The sequence below is a fragment of the Larkinella fluvii genome, assembly GCF_051857545.1.
GTDB lineage: Bacteria > Bacteroidota > Bacteroidia > Cytophagales > Spirosomataceae > Larkinella.
The window spans coordinates 130,008-150,107 of the sequence record NZ_JBPZHB010000006.1; the positions used below are offsets into that span (position 1 = coordinate 130,008).

15 protein-coding genes and 1 riboswitch are annotated in these 20,100 nt (G+C 52.8%); of the genes, 7 read left to right on the top strand and 8 right to left on the bottom strand.

Annotated features, from left to right (window positions below; genetic code table 11):
• Window positions 1-63: 63 nt before the first annotated feature.
• The 4 genes from ACS5NO_RS16775 to ACS5NO_RS16790 form a co-directional block, all read right to left on the bottom strand.
• Entirely contained in the window at window positions 64-2,466 is a 2,403-nt protein-coding gene (locus ACS5NO_RS16775) for a TonB-dependent receptor (protein WP_439416247.1), read from the bottom strand.
• Between the two features lie 348 nt (window positions 2,467-2,814).
• Window positions 2,815-3,723 carry an alpha/beta hydrolase gene (locus ACS5NO_RS16780; RefSeq protein WP_439416248.1) on the bottom strand — a complete coding sequence of 303 codons (909 nt, stop codon included), beginning with the start codon at window positions 3,721-3,723 and terminating at the stop codon, window positions 2,815-2,817.
• Window positions 3,724-3,735: 12 nt separating this feature from the next.
• On the bottom strand, window positions 3,736-4,686 hold the full coding sequence (locus ACS5NO_RS16785) for a methylenetetrahydrofolate reductase (protein WP_439416249.1): 951 nt from the start codon (window positions 4,684-4,686) through the stop codon (window positions 3,736-3,738).
• 153 nt (window positions 4,687-4,839) lie between these two features.
• Entirely contained in the window at window positions 4,840-6,903 is a 2,064-nt protein-coding gene (locus ACS5NO_RS16790) for a S9 family peptidase (RefSeq protein WP_439416250.1), read from the bottom strand.
• A gap of 137 nt (window positions 6,904-7,040) precedes the next feature.
• Window positions 7,041-7,108: riboswitch (Fluoride riboswitch) on the top strand.
• A gap of 35 nt (window positions 7,109-7,143) precedes the next feature.
• Here ACS5NO_RS16790 and ACS5NO_RS16795 point away from each other — a divergent pair.
• The 4 genes from ACS5NO_RS16795 (at window position 7,144) to ACS5NO_RS16810 (ending at window position 11,471) form a co-directional block, all read left to right on the top strand.
• Complete coding sequence (locus tag ACS5NO_RS16795; RefSeq protein WP_439416251.1) at window positions 7,144-8,472, top strand: voltage-gated chloride channel family protein; 1,329 nt, start codon at window positions 7,144-7,146, stop codon at window positions 8,470-8,472.
• A 129-nt stretch (window positions 8,473-8,601) separates the two neighbouring features.
• Complete coding sequence (locus ACS5NO_RS16800) at window positions 8,602-9,171, top strand: YceI family protein (RefSeq protein ID WP_150878308.1); 570 nt, start codon at window positions 8,602-8,604, stop codon at window positions 9,169-9,171.
• 96 nt (window positions 9,172-9,267) lie between these two features.
• Entirely contained in the window at window positions 9,268-10,392 is a 1,125-nt protein-coding gene (locus ACS5NO_RS16805; RefSeq protein WP_439416252.1) for a lactonase family protein, read from the top strand.
• A complete protein-coding gene (locus ACS5NO_RS16810; RefSeq protein WP_439416253.1) occupies window positions 10,389-11,471 on the top strand; it encodes a GRAS family protein in 1,083 nt (360 codons plus the stop codon). Before ACS5NO_RS16805 ends, ACS5NO_RS16810 begins: the two co-directional genes overlap by 4 nt.
• A 27-nt stretch (window positions 11,472-11,498) precedes the next feature.
• Here ACS5NO_RS16810 and ACS5NO_RS16815 read toward each other — a convergent pair whose 3' ends face one another.
• On the bottom strand, window positions 11,499-12,401 hold the full coding sequence (locus ACS5NO_RS16815) for an SAM-dependent methyltransferase (RefSeq protein WP_114404446.1): 903 nt from the start codon (window positions 12,399-12,401) through the stop codon (window positions 11,499-11,501).
• Between the two features lie 257 nt (window positions 12,402-12,658).
• Here ACS5NO_RS16815 and ACS5NO_RS16820 point away from each other — a divergent pair, with 257 nt between their 5' ends.
• Complete coding sequence (locus ACS5NO_RS16820) at window positions 12,659-13,075, top strand: DoxX family protein (protein ID WP_439416254.1); 417 nt, start codon at window positions 12,659-12,661, stop codon at window positions 13,073-13,075.
• Between the two features lie 31 nt (window positions 13,076-13,106).
• On the top strand, window positions 13,107-14,447 hold the full coding sequence (locus tag ACS5NO_RS16825; protein WP_439416255.1) for an MFS transporter: 1,341 nt from the start codon (window positions 13,107-13,109) through the stop codon (window positions 14,445-14,447).
• Between the two features lie 9 nt (window positions 14,448-14,456).
• Here ACS5NO_RS16825 and ACS5NO_RS16830 read toward each other — a convergent pair whose 3' ends face one another.
• From ACS5NO_RS16830 to ACS5NO_RS16840, 3 genes are all read right to left on the bottom strand, one after another.
• A complete protein-coding gene (locus ACS5NO_RS16830; protein WP_439416256.1) occupies window positions 14,457-17,006 on the bottom strand; it encodes an AMP-binding protein in 2,550 nt (849 codons plus the stop codon).
• Window positions 16,996-17,763 (bottom strand): hypothetical protein, encoded by a 768-nt coding sequence (locus ACS5NO_RS16835; RefSeq protein WP_150878295.1) that lies wholly within the window; start codon window positions 17,761-17,763, stop codon window positions 16,996-16,998. The genes ACS5NO_RS16830 and ACS5NO_RS16835 overlap by 11 nt, the downstream gene beginning before the upstream one ends.
• 508 nt (window positions 17,764-18,271) lie before the next feature.
• Window positions 18,272-18,664 carry a hypothetical protein gene (locus ACS5NO_RS16840; RefSeq protein ID WP_439416257.1) on the bottom strand — a complete coding sequence of 131 codons (393 nt, stop codon included), beginning with the start codon at window positions 18,662-18,664 and terminating at the stop codon, window positions 18,272-18,274.
• A gap of 174 nt (window positions 18,665-18,838) precedes the next feature.
• On the opposite strand from ACS5NO_RS16840, the gene ACS5NO_RS16845 reads away from it, so the two are divergent.
• A complete protein-coding gene (locus ACS5NO_RS16845) occupies window positions 18,839-19,996 on the top strand; it encodes a glycoside hydrolase family 18 protein (RefSeq protein ID WP_439416258.1) in 1,158 nt (385 codons plus the stop codon).
• Window positions 19,997-20,100: the final 104 nt, after the last annotated feature.

A 20,100-nucleotide genomic window follows, 5' to 3' on the forward strand; every position in this document is an offset into this window, starting at 1 on the left:
TTCGCAGAGTAAGGTAGGCATTTTCAGCCAAAACCAAGCCTTTATCCCAGTATAGTTATCCTGCTACCCCTGTTTCCCGTCGTCGTTCGAAATCTTTTTCTTCTCGCGGTTTTGACCGGCGTTCATTTTTCCAAACCGCCAGTTGACCGACAAACGTATGTTTCGGATGACGTTGTAGTTGGAGCCATCCGAGATGAAAGTGGGCGTGCGGAGCAAGGTCGCAATGGTGTTGTAGCGCCGAAAGGGATTCTCGGCACTGGCGGTGATCGTCACTTTCTGCTTCTTGAATTCCTTCCGGCCCGAAAAACCGTAATAGTAAAAACCGGACGATTGCCCCTGCAACAGAATCCGGCGCGAATTGTAAGAACCGTTGGCCTGCAGGCTGATGTCGTGGGGCAACTGGAGCGAGGTATTCAGGTTAACCCGGTAACTCCAGTTCTCGTTGGTAATATTCAAGGCATTGCTGTTCAGAATGTTGTAGTTCAGCCCAAACGACCCGCTGATGTTCCACTGTTTCACCGGACGCGCCGACCCGAACAGGTTCATGCCGTAGGTCGAATTCTGGGCGATGTTCCGGTAGGTGCTGCTCGAAATGCCGCTCGTGTCGACCGTCGTGATGCGCTCGATGGCGTTGTTGGTTTGCCGCCCGAATAGCATCGCGTTCACAGTTGTTCCGCCTTTGGTAAAGGTACTGTACGACAATTCGACCGAATGCGCCAGTTCCGGGTCCAGATACGGGTTGCCGGTCTGGATGTTTTTCGGATCGGAGTAGTTGACGTACGGGTTCAAGTAGAAAATAGACGGCCGCTGAATCCGCTGGCTGTAATTCAGTTTCAGCCGTCGTTCTTCGCCAAACCGCTTCGAAATGGTCACGTTCGGCAGGAAATTCTGGTAGCGGTCGGTAAATTTCGTGCTGGTCGAAATAAAATTGGCGTTGATGTTCGTCATTTCCATCCGTCCGCCGAGGCTAAAACCCCACATTTTGCTGGTTCGCATCCGAAACGACGCATACGACGACCAGACCCACTGCTGGTAGTCGAACGTATTGGCGCGGGTGGGGTCTTCCCGGTAGTTCAACGAGCCGTCGGGCGCATTTTCCAGGCGGTAATCGCTGCCCACGTCGCGCAAAATGGCCTTGGTGCCGACTTCCAGAATCCGGCGTTTGACGGTGGAGAACGGATGAGTATAATCGGTCTGGATTGTGAATTCCTTTTGCTGGTTGTCGTTGTTGTTGCGCTCGCGGTAGTCGATCACTTCGCTTTCGGGCAGCGGAAACTGGTTCAGCGAGTAGTTGCTGTGGTTGTTGTTGCGATTATACTGCGCCAGAAAGGTGTATTCCTGTTCCGGACTCCGCTTGAACGTTTTCGTGTAGTTGAAATTAACGTCCATGTTGCGGTTGCGGTTTTGGGTATGGTTATACCGCCGGAAATTCTGCGGATCGTCGGACGTTACCCGCGTATCGCGCGTGGAATTCGTGTTCCGTCCTTCCCCACCAAAGCTGGCATCGACGCCAATGCGGTTTAGTGAATCGAGGTCATAATCGACACTCACGGAGCCAAACCCCGACCGCCCTTTGTTTTTGTAGGCATTGATCTGTTCAATCGTGCTGATGACCTGACCGTCCAGCAGGTTTTGCCGCATGGTTTCGGAACCACCGAAATAATTATTCACGTTACCACCGCCATACGAGGTGATACTCAGCTTATTTTGCTTGAAATTAAAGTTTCCGCCGAGGTTGTTCCGGCGGCTCCCAACCGAGGCATTCACCCCGCCCGTCAGGCCCTGCAACTGATTTTTGGTGATGATGTTGATCACACCAGCCGTTCCTTCCGCGTCGTATTTGGCCGAAGGAGCCGTTACGACTTCCACTGATTTGATCAGTTCCGCCGGAATCATCTGGAGTGCTTCGCTGATGCTGCGGGCCATGATGCTCGACGGTTTGTTGTTGATCAGCACTTTAATGCTGCTGCTGCCTTTCAGGGTAACCGTCCCGTCGGGATCAACCGTCAGCAAAGGCACTTTTTTCAGCACGTCGATGGCCGTGCCACCACTGTTGGTGATGTCTTTGTCGGCATTGTAAACCAGCCGGTCGTCTTTGTCTTCGACCAGCGGTTTTTCGGCCGTCACCACCACCTCGTTCAGCGTCCGCGAATCGGTTTGCATCTGCACAACGCCCAGCGCCACTTCGGCCCCTTCCGAACCGACCTGGACGGTATTGATGGTCTTATTTTCGTACCCGATAAAACTGATCACGACCCGATAGACACCGGCATCCACCCCGCTGATGGTAAATTTACCGGCTTCGCTGGTGGTGGTTCCGCCAACAATTTTCTCGGTTTTAGGATTTAGTAAGGCCACCGTGGCAAATTCAACGGGTTTGTTCTGAGCTGCATCCATCACCACGCCCGTGATTTTCGCTTTCAGGCTGGCCTTGATGGTGGTTTGAATCGCCGGTACGGGCGGCATGGAAGCCGGATTTTGAGCCCGAGCTGAAACAACTATACATAATAATAGCGGGAGTAGGATTTTTTTCATACTTCGGGCAACCACTTCAACCAACGACAAAGGAGATTATAAACAGACAAGAAAATTAATGAGCTAATTTACTGATCTTTTTATAAAAATAATGCCAATGTTAGTTACTGGAACTTATTGTAATAAGATCGCCCGAATTTTGGATTTTAGAACGGTTTCAAATCCTATTGTCTGCCCCTAAATACCCTGAAGCATTTGCCCCCCCAGCCCCCTAAAGGGGGAGCTTGGAGCGCGAGAAAACTCACCCTTTAGGGGGCTGGGGGGCAAATGCTTCGGGATTTAGGGGCGACTGTCCATCAGCCCCGTTTGAATCAGCCAGTGGCGGCACCGGCCAAACCACTCGTCGAAGGCCGGTGTTTTCAGATAACCGTGTTCGCCTTTGGTATAGATATGAAGATCGGCAAGCACTTTATTTTGCTGAAGGGCTTCATAGAACAGCAGACTGTTTTTGACCGGCACCACCGTATCGTCACTGGCATGGGTGATAAAGGCGGGCGGAGTGGATGACTTGACCTGCAACTCATTGGAATACAACGTCACCTGCTCCGGTTTGGGCGCAGCACCCAACAGATTCTTGCGCGACCCGGAATGACCAACCTGGTCCGTAAAGGAGATAACCGGGTACACCAGAATCATGAAATCCGGCCGAACGCTAACCGCTTCCGGGTTGTCGATCACCTTCTGGTTAAAGTGCGTTCCGGCGGTGGCTGCCAGGTGGCCGCCCGCCGAGAAACCCATGATGCCAATTTTTTTCGGATCAACGCCCCATTCCGCAGCCCGTTGCCGCACGGTTTTGAGGGCTTGCTGCGCGTCCTGCAACGGCCCGACGGACGGGTCGATCATGGTTTTTTCGTTCGGCAGGCGATATTTCAGCACGAAAGCCGTCACGCCCATTTTGTTGAAGGCTTCCGCCACATCGTAGCCTTCGCGTTTCATCACCAGCACGCCATAGCCCCCACCCGGACAAATGATCACCGCCGTTCCGTTGGCCTGGCCCTTCGGCGGTTGATAAACCGTCAGCGTAGGCTGAATGACCTGGCTCACCACCTGGTCGGGTCGTTTCACTTCCTGGACGTCCGACGGTTTCGCATTCGGCACTGGGCCGGAATATAACGGCATTTCAGTCTGAGCCAGAGAAAGCAGGGCCGAAAGGCCACAGAAGCCGCTCAGCAGCAGTTTTTTGATCATTTTGATTGGGGGTTAGGAGATCGCCAAAGAGGACTTTCTTACGCCTTTCTCCTTCAGCATCTGACTTATTTGATTCACCAGATCGATCGAAGCTTCGATCTCTGCTTTGCGAATGGCAACACTTTCGATATTGAAACCAAACGGGATGGCGTGTTTCAAACAGATGGTGGTCAGTGCCGAGGCAATGTCGAGGCAAATTCGCACCGATTTCTCCAGCATATCGTCCGATGCGTTCAGTTCTGCTTTCACGTCGTCCGGTATGTGGATACCCAACCACTCCATAAAATGCAGGGTTTTGGCCGATCCGCAGGCGGTAATCGTGAAAATGAGCGTCGGTGGAGTGATCCCTTGCCGTTTACAACGGATGGCCAGATCTTCGATCACTTGCCGGGCATAGTCCAGATTGAAGACACATTGGGAAATAAAGTACGAAACCCCGTGGTTCATTTTATCCAGCACCCTGACTTCTTCATCTTTCAGCACATGATGCCTTTCAGGAATGGTAACAGCGCCCATAACGGACGTGTCCCGGTGCTTGCTCCAGAGTTGGTAGGCTTCCGGAAGGCTCGTTTTTACCGGAAAATCCGGGGCTGGAATGCCGACAAAAACGGGATAGAACTGCTGTCTGTGCAGCTCTTCCAGCCAGTCGGACAACTCATCGGCAGAAAATTTGCCGGCGGGCCGATAGACTATTTTGGGGATGCATAAAGTGCTCAGATAATTGGCGGCAAAATCCAGCGGGTCCAGTGCATTGATAAAGGGAAAGGGCCTTTCTTCATTTGTCCGCGCCGACTCATCCTGCACATCATACACCACCAGCGCATCGATATCCAGAACAGCGAGTCGATCGATTGTTTTTTGGGCAATTTCGGCAATTCGATCAGGAGCGGTACTGACTTTAGGAGGTGTAATGCCATACAGCAGCACCCCTGATTCGCCGGATTTGATTTTTTCTATAAACATATTGCAACGTAAATAAGGACTTGAGGCTTCGGGGAACATTGCTTCCGATACCCAAACCCGTGCGCTGGTATCGGTCAGTTTATCCCTTTTTCTAAAGAAAATCCTGTCAAAATATACTTTTCATTTGAATTATCCTGGTATTCCCATTGAGTTTCACTCCCACACCTCCGCCGGAAACGGTTTTTCCAGCAAATATCGGTAAATGAACCGGGCGGTCTCGGCCTGGGCGTGTTTGGCCTTGCCGGTTGTACCAAAACCGTGCCGCGCACCGGGATAAATCATGAATTCAAAATGCTTGTTGAGCGTTTCCAGTTTGTCGACCAACTGGACGGAATTCTGCATGTGCACGTTGTCGTCCATCGTACCGTGGACAATCCGCAACGTTCCTTTCAGCCGGTCGGCATACTGCAGCACGGAGCTTACTTTGTAGCCTTCGGGGTTTTCGGCGGGGGTATCCATGAACCGTTCCGTGTATTCGGTGTCGTACAACTGCCAGTCCATGACGCCGAAGTTGGCGATTCCGTGCGTAAAAACGTCGGCACCCCGCGTCAGGGCCAGCGCCGTCACGTAACCGCCGTAGCTCCCGCCCGTAATCGCCACTTTTTTGGGATCGACCAACCCTTTGTCAACCAGCCACTTTACCGCCGTACTGTAATCCTCCAGTTCCCATTTTCCCAGGTTGCGGTGCATGAAATTCTGCCCGGTTTTGCCAAAATGCCCCGAAGCCCGGTGGTCGATGGCGACCTGCAACAAGCCGTCCTGGGCATACCACTGCGCAGCCGGGGTGTAGCTCCAGCGGTCATAAACCGACCCGGCATTGGGGCCACCGTAGATGCTGATCAAAACCGGGTAGCGTTTGCTGGGGTCGAAGTTCGTGGGATATTTGATCGTCATCGGGAGCTGAAACCCGTCGGTCGTCGGCACCCGCACCAGTTCGGTTTTGGCGACGGTAAACTTGTCAAAATCAGCACCTTTCGCATCGCCCAGTTCCCGAATCAGCTTGCCATTTTTGTCCAGCAGCGCCATTTTCGGCGGGGTCTGGAGGTTGGAATAGGTCGTAATGAAATGACTGCCGCCGGGCGAAACCTGTACCTGATGGCTGAACTCCCCGAACGTCAGCCGCTGCAATCCCTTGCCATCGAGTTTCACTTTATAGAGATCCGTCCGGGCCGAATTTTCCTTGCGGGCCGTGAAATAGACCAGACCGTTTTTGGCATCGACGAGCGAAACGCCCGTCACTGTATAGTCTCCGCTGGTAACCGGGTTTTTCAGCTTGCCATCCATCGTATGCAGGTAGAGGTGCATCCAGCCCGACGCGTCGCTCATCCGGATAAACTGCTTGCCATCGCTCAAAAAGTGAACCGTCGTCAGCCAGTCCACCCAGGTTTTCTGACGCTCATCGACCAGTTCGGTTTTGCTGCCGGTTGCCGGGTCGATCGCAATCAATTTCAGGTTGTCCTGACCCCGGTTTTTCCACTGCATCCAGAGGGCTTTCGAGTCGGGTGTCCAGAACGGCGTGCCGAAATAGTGATCAGCATTAGCGTCGTAATCCGCCCAGACGGTTTTTCCGGTGGCCACTTCCACCACGCCCATTTTCACCAGTGGGTTCGGATCGCCCGGTTTGGGATACCGCTGGCTTTCCAGATACCCGTGTTGCCCGGTGGCTCCGGCAATCGGAAAAACCGGCACCTTGCCCTCATCAAACCGCATGAATGCCAGGTATTTACTATCCGGCGACCACCAGAAAGCCTTGTGCTGCGTGGCCCGGCCCAGCACTTCCTCCCAGTACAGCCAGGCTGCGTAGCCGTTGTAAACCGTCTCCGAACCGTCGGTCGTCAGTTGGTTTTCCTTCCCGGTTTTCAAATCCGTCAGGTAAAGGTTTTTACTGTCACGCGTGTACGCCAGCCACTTCCCATCGGGCGAACCCGTCAGATTCTGGCCCTTTTCATCCGGCGAAGCCGATAAAGGTGGATACATCACCCAGCCACCGGTTTCCTTGTGTTCGCTTTCCTGCCCGGTTTTGACATCGACGGCGTAGGTTTTGTCGCCCTTCGTCAGCAGATAATGCGCATCGTCGGTCCAGCCCCTGATGGCAGGCAGCGTTTGCAGGGTATTTGTTTTTTCGTTTTTGAATAACTGAGCCGCCGTAAAAGGTTGTTTCTGGGCATAAGAGACTCCGCTAAGCAGCAAAAACAACACACTAATCCTGAATTGCATGAAAAATCACTTCGTTTAGGTTGATGAAAGAAGCCGGTTTGGGTCCGACCGGAGAACAAAAGTTACTTTTTTCTCCCACATAACCAACAGCGACAGATCGGGCTTGGGGATTTTCAAAAAACCGCGTATTATTGCCTTATCGTACAGGAAATGGTGTCTTCCTGCTGAAACCGCCCCGCCCGGGGATGATGGCGCCTATTAGGTTCAAAAGCTTTTTGTATCCCTGATAGGTATTTTGATATGGCATCGTCTCGTTTTCGTCTTTTCCGCCCACTTACCCCGCTTTTCTGGCAGCAACCGATTCTTTTTTTTCTGGTCAAATGGCTGTTGCTCTCGGCAATGGTCGGCCTGTGCGTCGGCTCGGCATCGGCCCTGTTTCTGGTATCGCTCGATTGGGTCACCCAGTGGCGGGAAAATCACCGCTGGATTATTGCATTTCTGCCCCTCGGCGGTTTTCTGATCGGTTGTCTCTATCACTATTGGGGGAAGGACGTCGAAGCCGGGAATAACCTGCTTCTCGAAACGATCCACCGACCAGCCCAAATCATTCCGCTGAAAATGGCTCCTTTCGTGCTGATTGGCACCCTTGCCACGCACCTGTTTGGCGGTTCGGCGGGGCGCGAAGGAACGGCTTTGCAAATCGGCGGCTCCCTGGCCGACCAGTTCACCCGTCTGCTGCGGCTGCGTCCGCGCGACCGGCGACTGCTGCTCGTGGCTGGCATTGCGGCCGGTTTTGGCTCGGTTTTCGGCACTCCGCTGGCCGGGGCGGTGTTCGGGCTGGAAGTGTTCCTACTCGGCCGACTGAAATACGATGCCCTGTTTCCTGCCTTTGCCGCTTCCGTTTTTGCGGATCTCACCACCCGGGCCTGGCAGGTCGGACACACTCACTACCACATTCCGCTGGTGCCGGAACTCTCCGCCGGGGCGGTTCTCTGGTCAATGGTCGCCGGGGCGGTTTTCGGGATTTGTTCGGTGGTTTTCAGTGGCCTGACGCACGCCATCAGCGGTTTTTTCAAACGCAAAATTGCCTATCCTCCCTTGCGACCCCTGATTGGCGGAGCACTGGTGGCGCTGGCGGTGCTGGCCCTCGGCACAACGAAATACATCGGACTGGGCATACCGACCATTCTGGACGCCTTTTTGGTTCAGCTTCCGCCCTACGATTTCGCCCTCAAAATCCTGTTGACGGCCCTCACGCTGGGAGCTGCGTTCAAGGGTGGAGAGGTAACGCCCTTGTTTTTCATTGGCGCGACCCTGGGCAATGCGCTTTCGTACATCGTTCCGCTGCCAACCGGCTTACTGGCTGGCATGGGGTTCGTGGCGGTTTTTGCCGGAGCGGCCAATACGCCCCTGGCCTGCACGCTGATGGCCATTGAGTTGTTCGGGGCCGACTGTGGCGTTTATGTAGCCCTGGCCTGTGTCGTGGCCTATTTCGTCTCCGGCCACCGGGGCATCTACGGTTCTCAGGTGGTGGGGCAATCCAAACACCTGGTGTATGGCCTTCATGAAGGCCGGAACCTGGCCGCGCTCCGGGGCAACCCCAAAAACCGCTTTCCCGACAAACCCTGATTCCGCTTTTCGCCCTTGATTGGTACTGTAAATTGTGGAAAAAGTGATTTATTATATGTCTATACAAGAATTTTTGCGTATACTAGTTGCTCGAAATGCAATCCATTTTCAATCAAATCCTGAAATTTTATGAAAAAAGTCACCCTATTTATTGCATGTCTATTCGCATCCGCAGCCACTTTTGCACAAACCTGGACCGTGGACAAAGCACACGCCAAAGTTGGTTTTACGGTTACTCACCTCCTGGTTTCGGATGTCGATGGGAATTTTAAGACGTTCGATGCCAAAATCACCTCCTCGAAACCCGACTTTACGGATGCGGTTGTTGAACTGACGGCCGACGTAAACAGCATCGATACCGGCAACGACCGCCGTGACGCCGATTTGAAAAGTGATAAATACTTCGATGCGGCCAAATACCCCACGCTGACCTTCAAAAGCAACTCGTTCAAGAAAGTAGAAGGCAAGAAATACAAAGTGACCGGTGATCTGACGATGCATGGTGTGACCAAACCCGTTACGCTGGACGTTACGCTCAATGGCCCCATTCCGCATCCGATGAATAAGAAAGAGATTGCCGGATTCAAGATTGCCGGTGAACTGAAACGCTCGGATTTCGGCATCGGAACCGGTACGCCGGTGGCGGTGGTGAGCGATGAAATTACCATTCGCGCTAACGCCGAATTTGGCAAACAATAAGCCCGGTGACGTTTTCTGAAAAGAAAGAAGAAGGACAGGCCCGTCGACGGCTTGTCCTTTTTGTTAGCTTTGCGATCTGATTATTCCCCTTGACGAATGAAAAAATTATTCACGGTAACCGCCCTGCTCTTTAGCCTGATGGTCAACGCGCAATCACCCAAAGAAGTCCTCTACGTCGGAACGTATTCGACCCGGGGCAGCGAAGGCATTTATGTCTTGGAATTTGACCGGGCCAACGGCTCGCTGAAACAGCTCCAGACGGTTTCGAACGCCAAAAGTCCTTCGTTTCTGGCCATTCATCCAACCGGCAAATTCCTGTATTCGGTCAACGAAGCGGCTCCCAATTCCGGGGGCGTCAGTTCCTACACCATTGAGCCCAAAACCGGCAAGCTGACGATGATGAACCAGCAGTCGTCGCACGGCCGCGGCCCCTGCCACATTGCCATCGACCAAACCGGCAAGCTGGCGTTTGTGTCGAACTACGGCGGTGGCACGTTCACGGTTTTGCCCATCCAGAACGACGGCACCCTGGCCCCCGCGACGGACACCCTAAGCTACGAAGGCAAAGGCCCCAACGCCCAACGGCAGGAAAAACCGCACATTCACTCGGCCACGGTGTCACCCAACAACCGCTTTGTGTACGTCTGTGACCTTGGCACCGACAAGGTTTATATTTACGAATTTGACAAGGCCACCGGCAAAGTAAAACCGGCCGCAACGCCCTACGCGACGGTTTCGGCGGGTTCAGGACCGCGCCACATCACGATCCATCCCAACGGGAAATACCTGTATCTGGTGGAAGAACTGACCTCCAGCGTCGCGACCTTCGCGCTCGACAGCAAAACCGGTGCACTGACTCTGATTCAGGACAACGTGAAAACGCTTCCGGACGATTTTACCGACAAAAACACCAGCGCCGACATCCACACCGACCCGAAAGGCAAGTTCCTGTACCACTCGAACCGCGGTTATAACGCGCTGGCAATCCTGTCGATTGCCAACGATGGCAAGGTCACGCTAATCGGCCAGCAGCCCACCGAAGGCAAAACGCCCCGCAACTTTCTGGTCGATCCGAAAGGCGAATACGTGTTTGCCGCCAACCAGGACACCGACAACATTGTGGTGTATAAACTGGATTCAAAAACCGGCAAACTATCGCCGACCGGTACGCAGGTGAAAGTCCCGGCTCCGGTTTGTCTGAAGCTGTTTTCGGTGAAATGACCGCATCAGAACTCGGTCAGTTTGTTGACTCCCTCCATGAAAGCCTTGCTCCTCTGATCTTGAAAAAGCTGGAGGAGCAGTTGCAAACCAGTTTGCTGCAAATTGAAAACCGGCCGGAAGCCTTGCTGGACACGCTGTTTCTGAAAGCGATCCGCGATCATGTTCAGCCACAGGCCGGTTCACACGAGCATCTGTATCTTCAGCAGTACGAGATTCCGCAGATTATTCTCTTCGATCTGTTGATCAATCAGTTGCCGTTTGTAGTGATGAGTCATGCCCTTACGAACCGGGCGATGGTCAACGAGCTGAAGCTGGCGGAACAGGCCGTGGTGATGGATGTTGGTATTGGGCGCGGTATTCAGATTGCCCGCCTGATCGACGAATTAGTGGCCACCCGAACCCGACTGAAACACCTGACGGTGGTGGGCGTCGAACCATTTGCGGAGGCCGTAGCTTATGCTGAAACGCTGATCCGTCAGGCGGCTGAAAAAGCTCCGTTTTCCGTTGAATTTATGCCGGTCGTTTCGCTGGTTGAGGAGTTGGCTCCCGATGCGTTGCTCCGGGCTTTCCCGAAACACTACGATGCCCTGGTGATCAACAGTTCGCTCACCATTCACCACCTGCCGACGGTTGCGCAACGGCAAGCTTTTTTCCACTTAATGCGCTCGGTCAGGCCCAATGCGTTGCTCCTGACCGAACCTCATTCGAATCATCTGGAACCGGACTGGCGTCGGCGTACGCTGAATGCCTATGAGCACTACCGGGCAGTATTCGGTGTTATCGACGGTTTGGCCATTGATCGTACCGCCAAAAACGGACTGAAAATGTTCTTCGGACGCGAAATTGACGACGTGGTCGGGAATCCTGACGACAGTCGGTTTGAGAAACACCAGGAAGGGTACCAATGGGTTCGGTATTTACAGGAAAGCGATTTTTGGCTCCAGCCCAACCTGGAGATCCCGGCGTCATTTCCGCCTTCACCGGTTACGTTACGAACCCATCCCGACGGCTATTTAGTGCTGGAGCATGATGGTGTCACGGTAGTGTCGATTTTTCGGGCGGTGGCTGGCGGTTGCTGATCAAGCTTACAAACGTGATCAGCACACCTACACTTTCTCAAACACCAGCCGGTAATGATCCATCGTCTCGCGTTCGAAGCAAACCCGGTTTGGGCTGACCCGGAAAACAGCAATCAGATCCCGCATGGCCTTGTTGGTCAGAAACCGGGGCAGCAAAGAAGCATACAATGCATATTTTTTCAGGTTAAAAGCCCGAAACCGCTTCCGCCATTGACCGATGGTTTCGATGTAATCCAGCCGTCCGCTGCTTTGCGAAATCAGCTTGAAATGGGGTGCCGCATTCCGGATCACCTGCTCGGGGCCGTAGGGCAGCCACGAACCCGGAAACTGGGCAATCATCAACGCCAGTGAATACGAATCTGAGTCCTTGGGTGCCTCCAGACTGATTTCTTCCAGCGGCAGCATGTTCTTGCTGAAAACCATCGTCTGCATGTAAAACCGACCACCTACGGGCAGCAAATTGTAGAGATTCTTGAAAAAATCAGCGTAAACCGCGTCCTGCTGACCAGCTTTGTACTGCTCGATCGAACAGAAATGCTCCATGCCCCCGATGCAACTGACAGCATCGAAAGTGCCGTAATCGGCGGGGGTAATCAGGCGGCAGTCTTTCACTTCCACCGTCAGGCCATTCTGCACACAGGCCGCAGCCTGCGCCGACGACAGCGTTACACCCCGGCCAATGGCTCCCTGGCCCTTGATGTAGGTCAGGAACGGCCCCCAGCCGCAGCCCATGTCGAGCACTTTTGTGCCTTTGGTAATGTTCAGACTTTCTGCGATGAAACGGTGTTTCTGGCGTTGAGCCTCCTCCAGCGTCAGCTTAAAATTGCCGTTGTACATCGCCCCGCTGTAGTCGCCGGTCTGGCCCACGCTGAGACGAAAAATTTGATCAATCGTGGAATACGTAAATTCTAAATCGTTCTGGGAAGCCATCGGTGGACGCAAGCGGGTGTTCGCCAATTTAGTTTTTTTATGATTCCACTGAACAATTCGTTCGTGAAAAATTTCCGGCATCGGGTTGAAAGCAAGCGGCAAAAGAAACCACTCTTCTCCCTTATTTTATCCCTGTTATAGCCAGATTGAAACCCACGTGATTGTCGCAATCAGCCCCGTAGATTGCCGTTTTCATACGCTCTCCGAGTCCGGATACGGTGGTAAATTTGTCCTGTAAACAAACAACACCTACTGCCATGAAAAAGACGAAAATTTTGTACTGGGTTTTTACCGGATTATTCGCGTTTGTTATGCTGGGTTCTTCTATTCCCGATATTTTGGTTATACCGCAAGCCGTCGAAGGGTTTAAACAGATCCATCTGCCCGCCTACCTGCTCCCGTTTCTGGGGTGGGCGAAACTGCTCGGCGTGCTGGCCATTCTGATTCCCGGTTTTCCCCGGATCAAGGAATGGGCGTATGCCGGACTGATTTTTGATTTACTGGGTGCCACCTATTGCGTCTTCAGCGCGGGAAAAGCCCCGATGGATTGGGCACCGATGCTTGTTTTTGTGGCTTTAGGGGCTGCCTCGTACGTTTTTTACCACAAAAAACAGGCGTCTGCAACTTTCCCTGAATCCGGAAACCAGAATTCTCTGCGAGCGGTTTTAGGCTAGCGGACCGTTTGCCCCAGTAAACAACAGACTCATGACGAACCGATTTTACGCCCTTCTCGCCAATACGCTAACCGCTTCCGTCATCAACAATTGCGTCTGGTTTGCGTTGACGTTCTGGTTATACCTCGAAACCAAGTCGGTGGTCGCCACGTCGATCATGGCCGGCATTTACCTGGGAACCGTTGCCGTTTCCGGCTTTTTTCTGGGTTCACTGGTCGATCACAACCGCAAAAAAACCGCCATGATGCTGTCCAGCATCGGTTCTCTGGTGTTTTATCTGGTGGATCTGCTGCTCTACAGCGCGTTTCCGTCCTCCACGTTTTCCAACCCGTCAAGTCCCATCCTGTGGCTCTTCATCCTGTTTGGGCTGCTGGGCGCCATTGCCGGTAACATTCGCACAATTGCCATTGCTACCCTCGTGACGATTCTGATTGACGAAGACCAGCGCGACAAAGCCAACGGGCTGGTCGGAACGGCCAACGGCGTGTCGTTTCTGGTCGCGTCGCTCTTCAGCGGTTTGGTGATCGGTTTTCTGGGCATGTTCTGGATGCTGGTGCTGGCCATTGCGCTGACAGCCCTGGTCATCGTTCACCTGAGCCTCCTTTCGATTCCTGAACCGGAAATTGTCGTTGCGGAAACGAAAACCAATCACCTCGACATCCGGGGCACGCTGAAGTCCGTACAACAAATTCCGGGTTTACTGGGACTTATTTTTTTCAACACCTTCAACAATTTCCTGGGTGGCGTTTTTATGTCGCTGATGGATGCCTACGGCCTGTCACTCGTTTCAGTGCAGGTTTGGGGTACATTGTGGGGTGTGTTGAGTCTGGGCTTTATTGTCGGCGGCATGGTGGTGGCCCGTAATGGTCTGGGTACCAAACCGCTCCGGACGCTTTTTCTGGCCAACCTTGCCATGTGGACGGTCTGCATTTTCTTCACCATTCAGGCGTCCATTATACTGCTTGCCGTTGGCATGTTTATTTATCTCTGCCTGATTCCGGTGGTGGAAGCGGCTGAGCAAACCATCATCCAAAAATTGATTTCGCCCGAACGACAGGGCCGGGTTTTCGGATTTGCCCAGAGTGTCGAGCAGGCGGCCTCGCCCATTACCGCCTTCATCATCGGACCCATTGCCCAACTGGTGTTCATCCCGTTTATGACCACCGGCGCGGGCGTGGATTTGCTGGGGTCGTGGTTTGGTACCGGAAGTGCCCGGGGGCTGGCGCTGTTGTTTACCGTAACCGGCGTCATTGGTCTGCTCGTTACGCTGATCGCCATGCGCTCCGATTCGTACGGAATCCTTGCAAAAAAATACCAGCAGGCTCCCGAACTCGCCGACCAGGACCGCGCAACCGGCGCCGTTGCATCCTGATTCGATCCTTCACGAGTGTAAGTAGCCATTCACAATGGTTCCAATCCGGTAGCTATGGACCGAGTTCAAAACCTGATCGTGGTTGGCTTCCAGCCAGTGTTCTTCAAAACCGGTTTTAGCAAACAACTGCCAGCGAAAATCGGGCCGTATTTCGTACTGAAAAGCGGACGAATCGCTCGCCCGAAAGAGCACAATGGGGCAGGCAACCGGAATTTTCACCTCGGCCTGACGCGCGTATTGGTCGACCGCAGCGAAACTTGGTTCCTGCCAATTGACGGCCTGTGTCCCCCCATCTGCACGGGTCGTCCGACTCGTTAAGCGGTTGCGATACCGCGCAACGGCCCGCTGCCAACTGGCGTTCCAGTCAACCGGCCGCTCCGCTTTAAAACCCGCAACCACCTTTCGCCCGATCCGGTGTACATCTTTCCGCAAGGATTCCCGAAACGTGATTCGCCGGTAGAGGGGCGTGTCCAGTAAAACAAGCCGGTTCAGAGTCGGTTGCTGCCTTTGCTCCAAGGCCAAAGCCACCTGATAGGCTACCAATCCGCCAAACGAAAACCCAATGAGCAGGCTATCCGCCGGTCTATCAATCGCCCGGGCGATCTGCTCGACCAGATCAGCCAGTGGAATCAGCGTCCCATTGGTTGTATACGGCTCGTAATGAACATAGTATACATTACAATGCTGATTCAGATGGCTTTCAATGCCGCGATACATTCGCCGATCACCCGGCAATGGCGGAATGAAATAGACGTGTTTCCGGTTACGTTCGGGTTTATTCAACGGAATACACTGAACCTGATGCCGCGCATAGCCCGTGAGGTAGTGCGCTAACGCTTTGGGCGTCGTATACGAAAAAACCGCCTGAACCGGCACGGTTTTTCCGATCCGGTTTTCCAACCCGGCCAGACAGCTCTCCGCCATCAGCGAATCGCCCCCGAGGTCCTGAAAAAAGTCATCATAGTCCGACAGAGCCGTTGTCAGCCCCAGTTCTTTTTGCCAGACGGACTTAATCAACGGAACGAAATCCCAGGCATCGGCTTCATCGGCCAGCGGATGATCAGAAAGCTGACTTTCCGGCTCCGGCAGCGCGGCCAAACGAAGCCGGTCAATTTTACCCGTTTTAGTCAGTGGCAATGTATCGAGCAGAATGTACCGGTCGGGGAGCATAATGACCGGTAACCGTTGCGCCAGGAATTGCCGCAAACCGGCCAAATCAAAATCGGGTTCGGTACACAGAAACGCTTTCAGAATGAACCGGTTTTCGTGGGAAGTATCGTAAAGAACCGCAGCGTTTTTTACGCCCCTCCCGCTTTTCAATTCCTGTTCGATTTGAATCAGGCTTACCTTTTGTCCGTTAATCTTGACTACAAAATCCGTGCGGCCACACCAGAACAAATACCCATCGGCGTCCAAAAAGCCCAGATCGCCGGTCGCATACGCGATCATCCCGTCGGGCAGGCGTTGGTAGGCCCGTTGCGTAGCATCCCGATTATTCGGATAATCCGAGGGAATAGACAACGCCTGAACGATAATTTCACCCACCTGATTGTGAGGTAACGGCGCACCCGTTTCGGACCGAATCCAAACCGTTCGTCCGGACACCGGTTTGCCCACCGAAAAAAGATGATCCGTTACCGGCGTGTCGGTTCGCAGTTTATAATCCGAAATGGTCCGGGTTTCGGTCGTTGCATAGGCCACCTGCAGCGTCGTATGGGTCGAAAAACGTTTCTGAAAGCCTGTAATATCGGAGGACTGTATGGGTTCGGCACCGATGGAAAGAATCCGCAAGCCGGATAAGGCCCTAAAATCTGTATCGGTTTTTAACAACAGCCGAAACGTACTGACCGACAAACTGCTGAATGTGATTTTCTGCTGCTGCCAGAAAACCGGCAACGACAACACGCCTTCTTTCTTCAGGTCGTAAAACACCAGCGTTGCGCCCGTCAGCAAAGCCGGAAAAATACAGGCCAGCGAGGCACTGAATTCGAGCGAAAACAGCAGGTCGATCCGGTCGGTAGCCGTAATTTCGTTGTCGATTATCTGCCGGAACGTGTCGGCCAGAACACTTGCGTGCGAGTGGATTACCTGCTTTGGCTGGCCGGTGCTGCCCGAGGTCATAAAAAGGCAAAAAGGCGTTTCCGGCGAAACGATCGGGCACGACTGCGGGGCAAGACGATCCGTTGGCAGCGTTTCGGGAAGGAGCGTTGGCAAGCCCGGATGGTTCGGAACTACCAGCGGCAACCGACTGATCAGACCGGGGCAGGCCCGCGACTGCACGACGTCGCCCAAGGATTCGACTGGTTGCGGATGGACTGAATGGTAGTAATTACCGGACAATAAAACTCCGATCAAGGCGGCAACGTGTTCCAGCGGATCGTCGAGCAGAACGGGGATGCACTGCTGTCTGAAATTCCGAACCAGCAGCGCATCAGCATACTGATGAGCCCGGTGGAACAGCATTTCATAGGTTATGGTGCGGTTTCCCTCGCAAAAAGCAGCTTTGGTGGAATACCGTTGAGCGATTTCCGTCCACCGAAGCCGAAATTCATCGTTCATACAGGCGGTAACATTTATAAGGCACTAGTCCCACTTTTAACATGTTTCGGTAACTTGCGCCACCGTCGTAGGCCCACGAAATAACGCTCCGGGCGTTTTGGGCATTTGCCTGGTTGAGACGCGTTACCAGCGCGGTCGTATGATACCCCCGGTTTCGGAAGGCCGGCAGGATGGCCCCTCCCGCCAGAAAAAAATCGCTTTCAATTCCGTACAAAACCGCAATCCCTACCGGCTCGGCCTGATCCCTGACCCGAAACAGAGCAATGTTTTCATTGTCTAGCAATTGCCTGAAATTAGTGATCACAGGTGCCGTATTTTTCTGTTCCGACTCAAAAGCGGCCAGATAATCGCTTGTAAAATCCGGAAGCGTGGCCGCCTGAACCCGTTCGAGTTGAAGATTTTCCGGTATCGGCTGCGAACGGTGCTGAAGCATTGGATCCTCAACCGCCATCAGCCGTTCTTTCAGGCGATATCCGTTGTCCAGCAAAAACCGGTACTGGTTCTCATCGCTACGGGCTTCATCGAGGAGGAGTTTGTGGTGATGAATGGATCGGGAGGAATAAAACGCATTGGCTTGTCCGACAACATCAACGATCTTCGCCGGTTCGTGGCATACGCAATAATTGAAATAGCCAACCTCCGTAAAGGAAAGCAGCAAATGAGTAGGATACGATTCGATGGTGATTTTACCGGTATTTTCGACAACACCAGCGTAGCGACGAAGTCGTTCGATATCGTATTCAAAAAATAAATCCATGAATGGGTACTATAGGTTTAGAAAATGCAATAGTACCATTTTTTGGAAAAAGTAACTTTATGTATACTCAATCTACTTATTAAGAAATGATCCAATGTTCCTTTTAAGGCGTGAATCGTGCTGAAAAAACTGAAAAAATTTGCCACTTATTTTTCAAACCGAATAACAATTTACGCCGGGGCGCGTTATATACCTGTATTTCGCTCGTGGTAAGGATATTAACGGAGACGTGGATTATCCTTACAATCGGGTGAAACAAAAAAGCCAGGTGACTTCGGTCGTCTGGCTTTCTTTTTTGGCAAAAATCATCCCCTTTGCTGCCTGATCGAATCGCAGTCCGATTGCCCTACCCCTCTTTTTTCGATGCAAACCAGATTTGTGTCAAAAGACTGATCAGTCTGTTTGCTTGCGAGAACGGAACCCGAACGACCATGCAGGAACCATCAAGCGGTTCGCTGTCGCCCACTGAAAACCATCCCAACACCGCTCTACTTTATACAACCCATCCTTATTTGGGTTTGTCTGCTTTGGGTTTGAGGCTTCCCCGGGCAATGGGCTCCGGTTTTGATTTGGGGTCCGTGAAACGTAGCAGCGTCGCCGTTGGAAATACCGCTTTGGGAGCCTTGAGAATAACGAGTTGATACGACCGCGTGCCAATCACCAGATTGTAATACGACATATCGTTCTCAGCCGCCTGGGGCAATCCCCAATTCGCCACTGGTTCTTTCGCGAGCAATTTTTCGTCCTCCAGCGACAAGGCGGCAAAAACCGTATCGGGTAAAAACTGTTTGCCGGTAACCCCTTCAATAGCCGTGACGACGGCGGGTGGGGTGGATTTGGTTTGCGCCTGGGCTGACACTCCGATCAGCAGCAAAGGCAATACAAAAAGCAGTATTTTCATGACGTTGAAGTAGATTCGTAGGTAATAAACTCATTTGTGGTCCGCTGGTTTTCAAAACCACTCCTGTGGTCTTTGGTGAGTTTGTAGAAGCAGGCTCTCGTCGTACCCATTGTCCATCTCGCCATTGGTGTTAATTTTACAGCTTCTCGACCAAACACATTGACCAACCTGATGATGAAACGACCGCACGGTATTCTGACACTCCTTTTTCTGGCTCTTCTTTACCAATCCGTCCTCGTTGGGCAACCGGTTTTGGGCCAGTCCAAACCCAAAAAATACGTTCTGATCGGCTACGTCGGCGGGGGCGGCTGGACCAAAAACGACATCGAACCCCAGAAACTGACGCACATCAATTACGCATTTGCCGTACCCGCCCAAAATGGCGAACTGGCCCCAATCAAGGCAAAAGATTCGGTCAATCTGGCTACGCTGAACACCCTGAAAACGATCAATAAAGACCTGCAAATCCTGATTTCCATTGGCGGCTGGGGCGGTTGCCGGTATTTTTCCGATGCCTCGCTGACCGATGCAGCCCGGAAGAAATTTGCAAAAAGTGCGGTTTCGTTCATGAAAAAACACCGGCTCGATGGCGTCGATATAGACTGGGAATATCCGGATCAGATTGGCGAAAACAACATCTTCCGGCCCGTAGACAAACAGAACTTCACGCTGTTACTGAAAGAGTTACGGGAGCAACTGGATGCGCAGGGCAAAAAAGACAACCGACCCGCATCCCGCCATTACCTGCTAACGGCAGCCACCGGGGGCGACACGGCTTTTGTAAACCACACAGAACTGGGCAATGCACAGAAATACCTTGACTACGTCAACATCATGACCTACGACTTGTATCACGGCAACGATAAAAAAACCGGTCACCACAGCCCGCTGTACCAATCGGCCCTGAGCGACCGGTCGCGCAACAGCTCCGACGACGCCGTCAACGGCCACATCAAAGCCGGGGTTCCGGCCCGCAAAATTGTGCTTGGCCTGCCTTTTTACGGACGCGGCTGGACGGCGGTCAATCCGGTCAACAAGGGCTTGTTTCAACCCTCTGCGGGCAAACACATGAGCCCGAATTATGATGATCTGGTGGCTAATTACGTCAACAAAAACGGGTATACCCGGTATTGGGACGACAAAGCCAAAGCGCCGTATCTGTGGAACCCGGAAAGCCGTACGTTCATTTCGTATGCCGACAAGGAATCGATGAAACACAAAATTGATTACGTCAAATCCAAGGGGCTGGCCGGGGCCATGTTCTGGGAATACACCCTTGATTTAAAGGAGGATAAACTATTGGATGTGCTGGTGAAAGAATTGGCGAAATGAGTAAAAGTTGTATCGCGGAGGTAAGCGGAGTAAAAAGAGTTAAGCGGAGAAAATTAAAAAAACTCTGCTTAACTCTTTTTACTCCGCTCAACTCCGCGAAATAG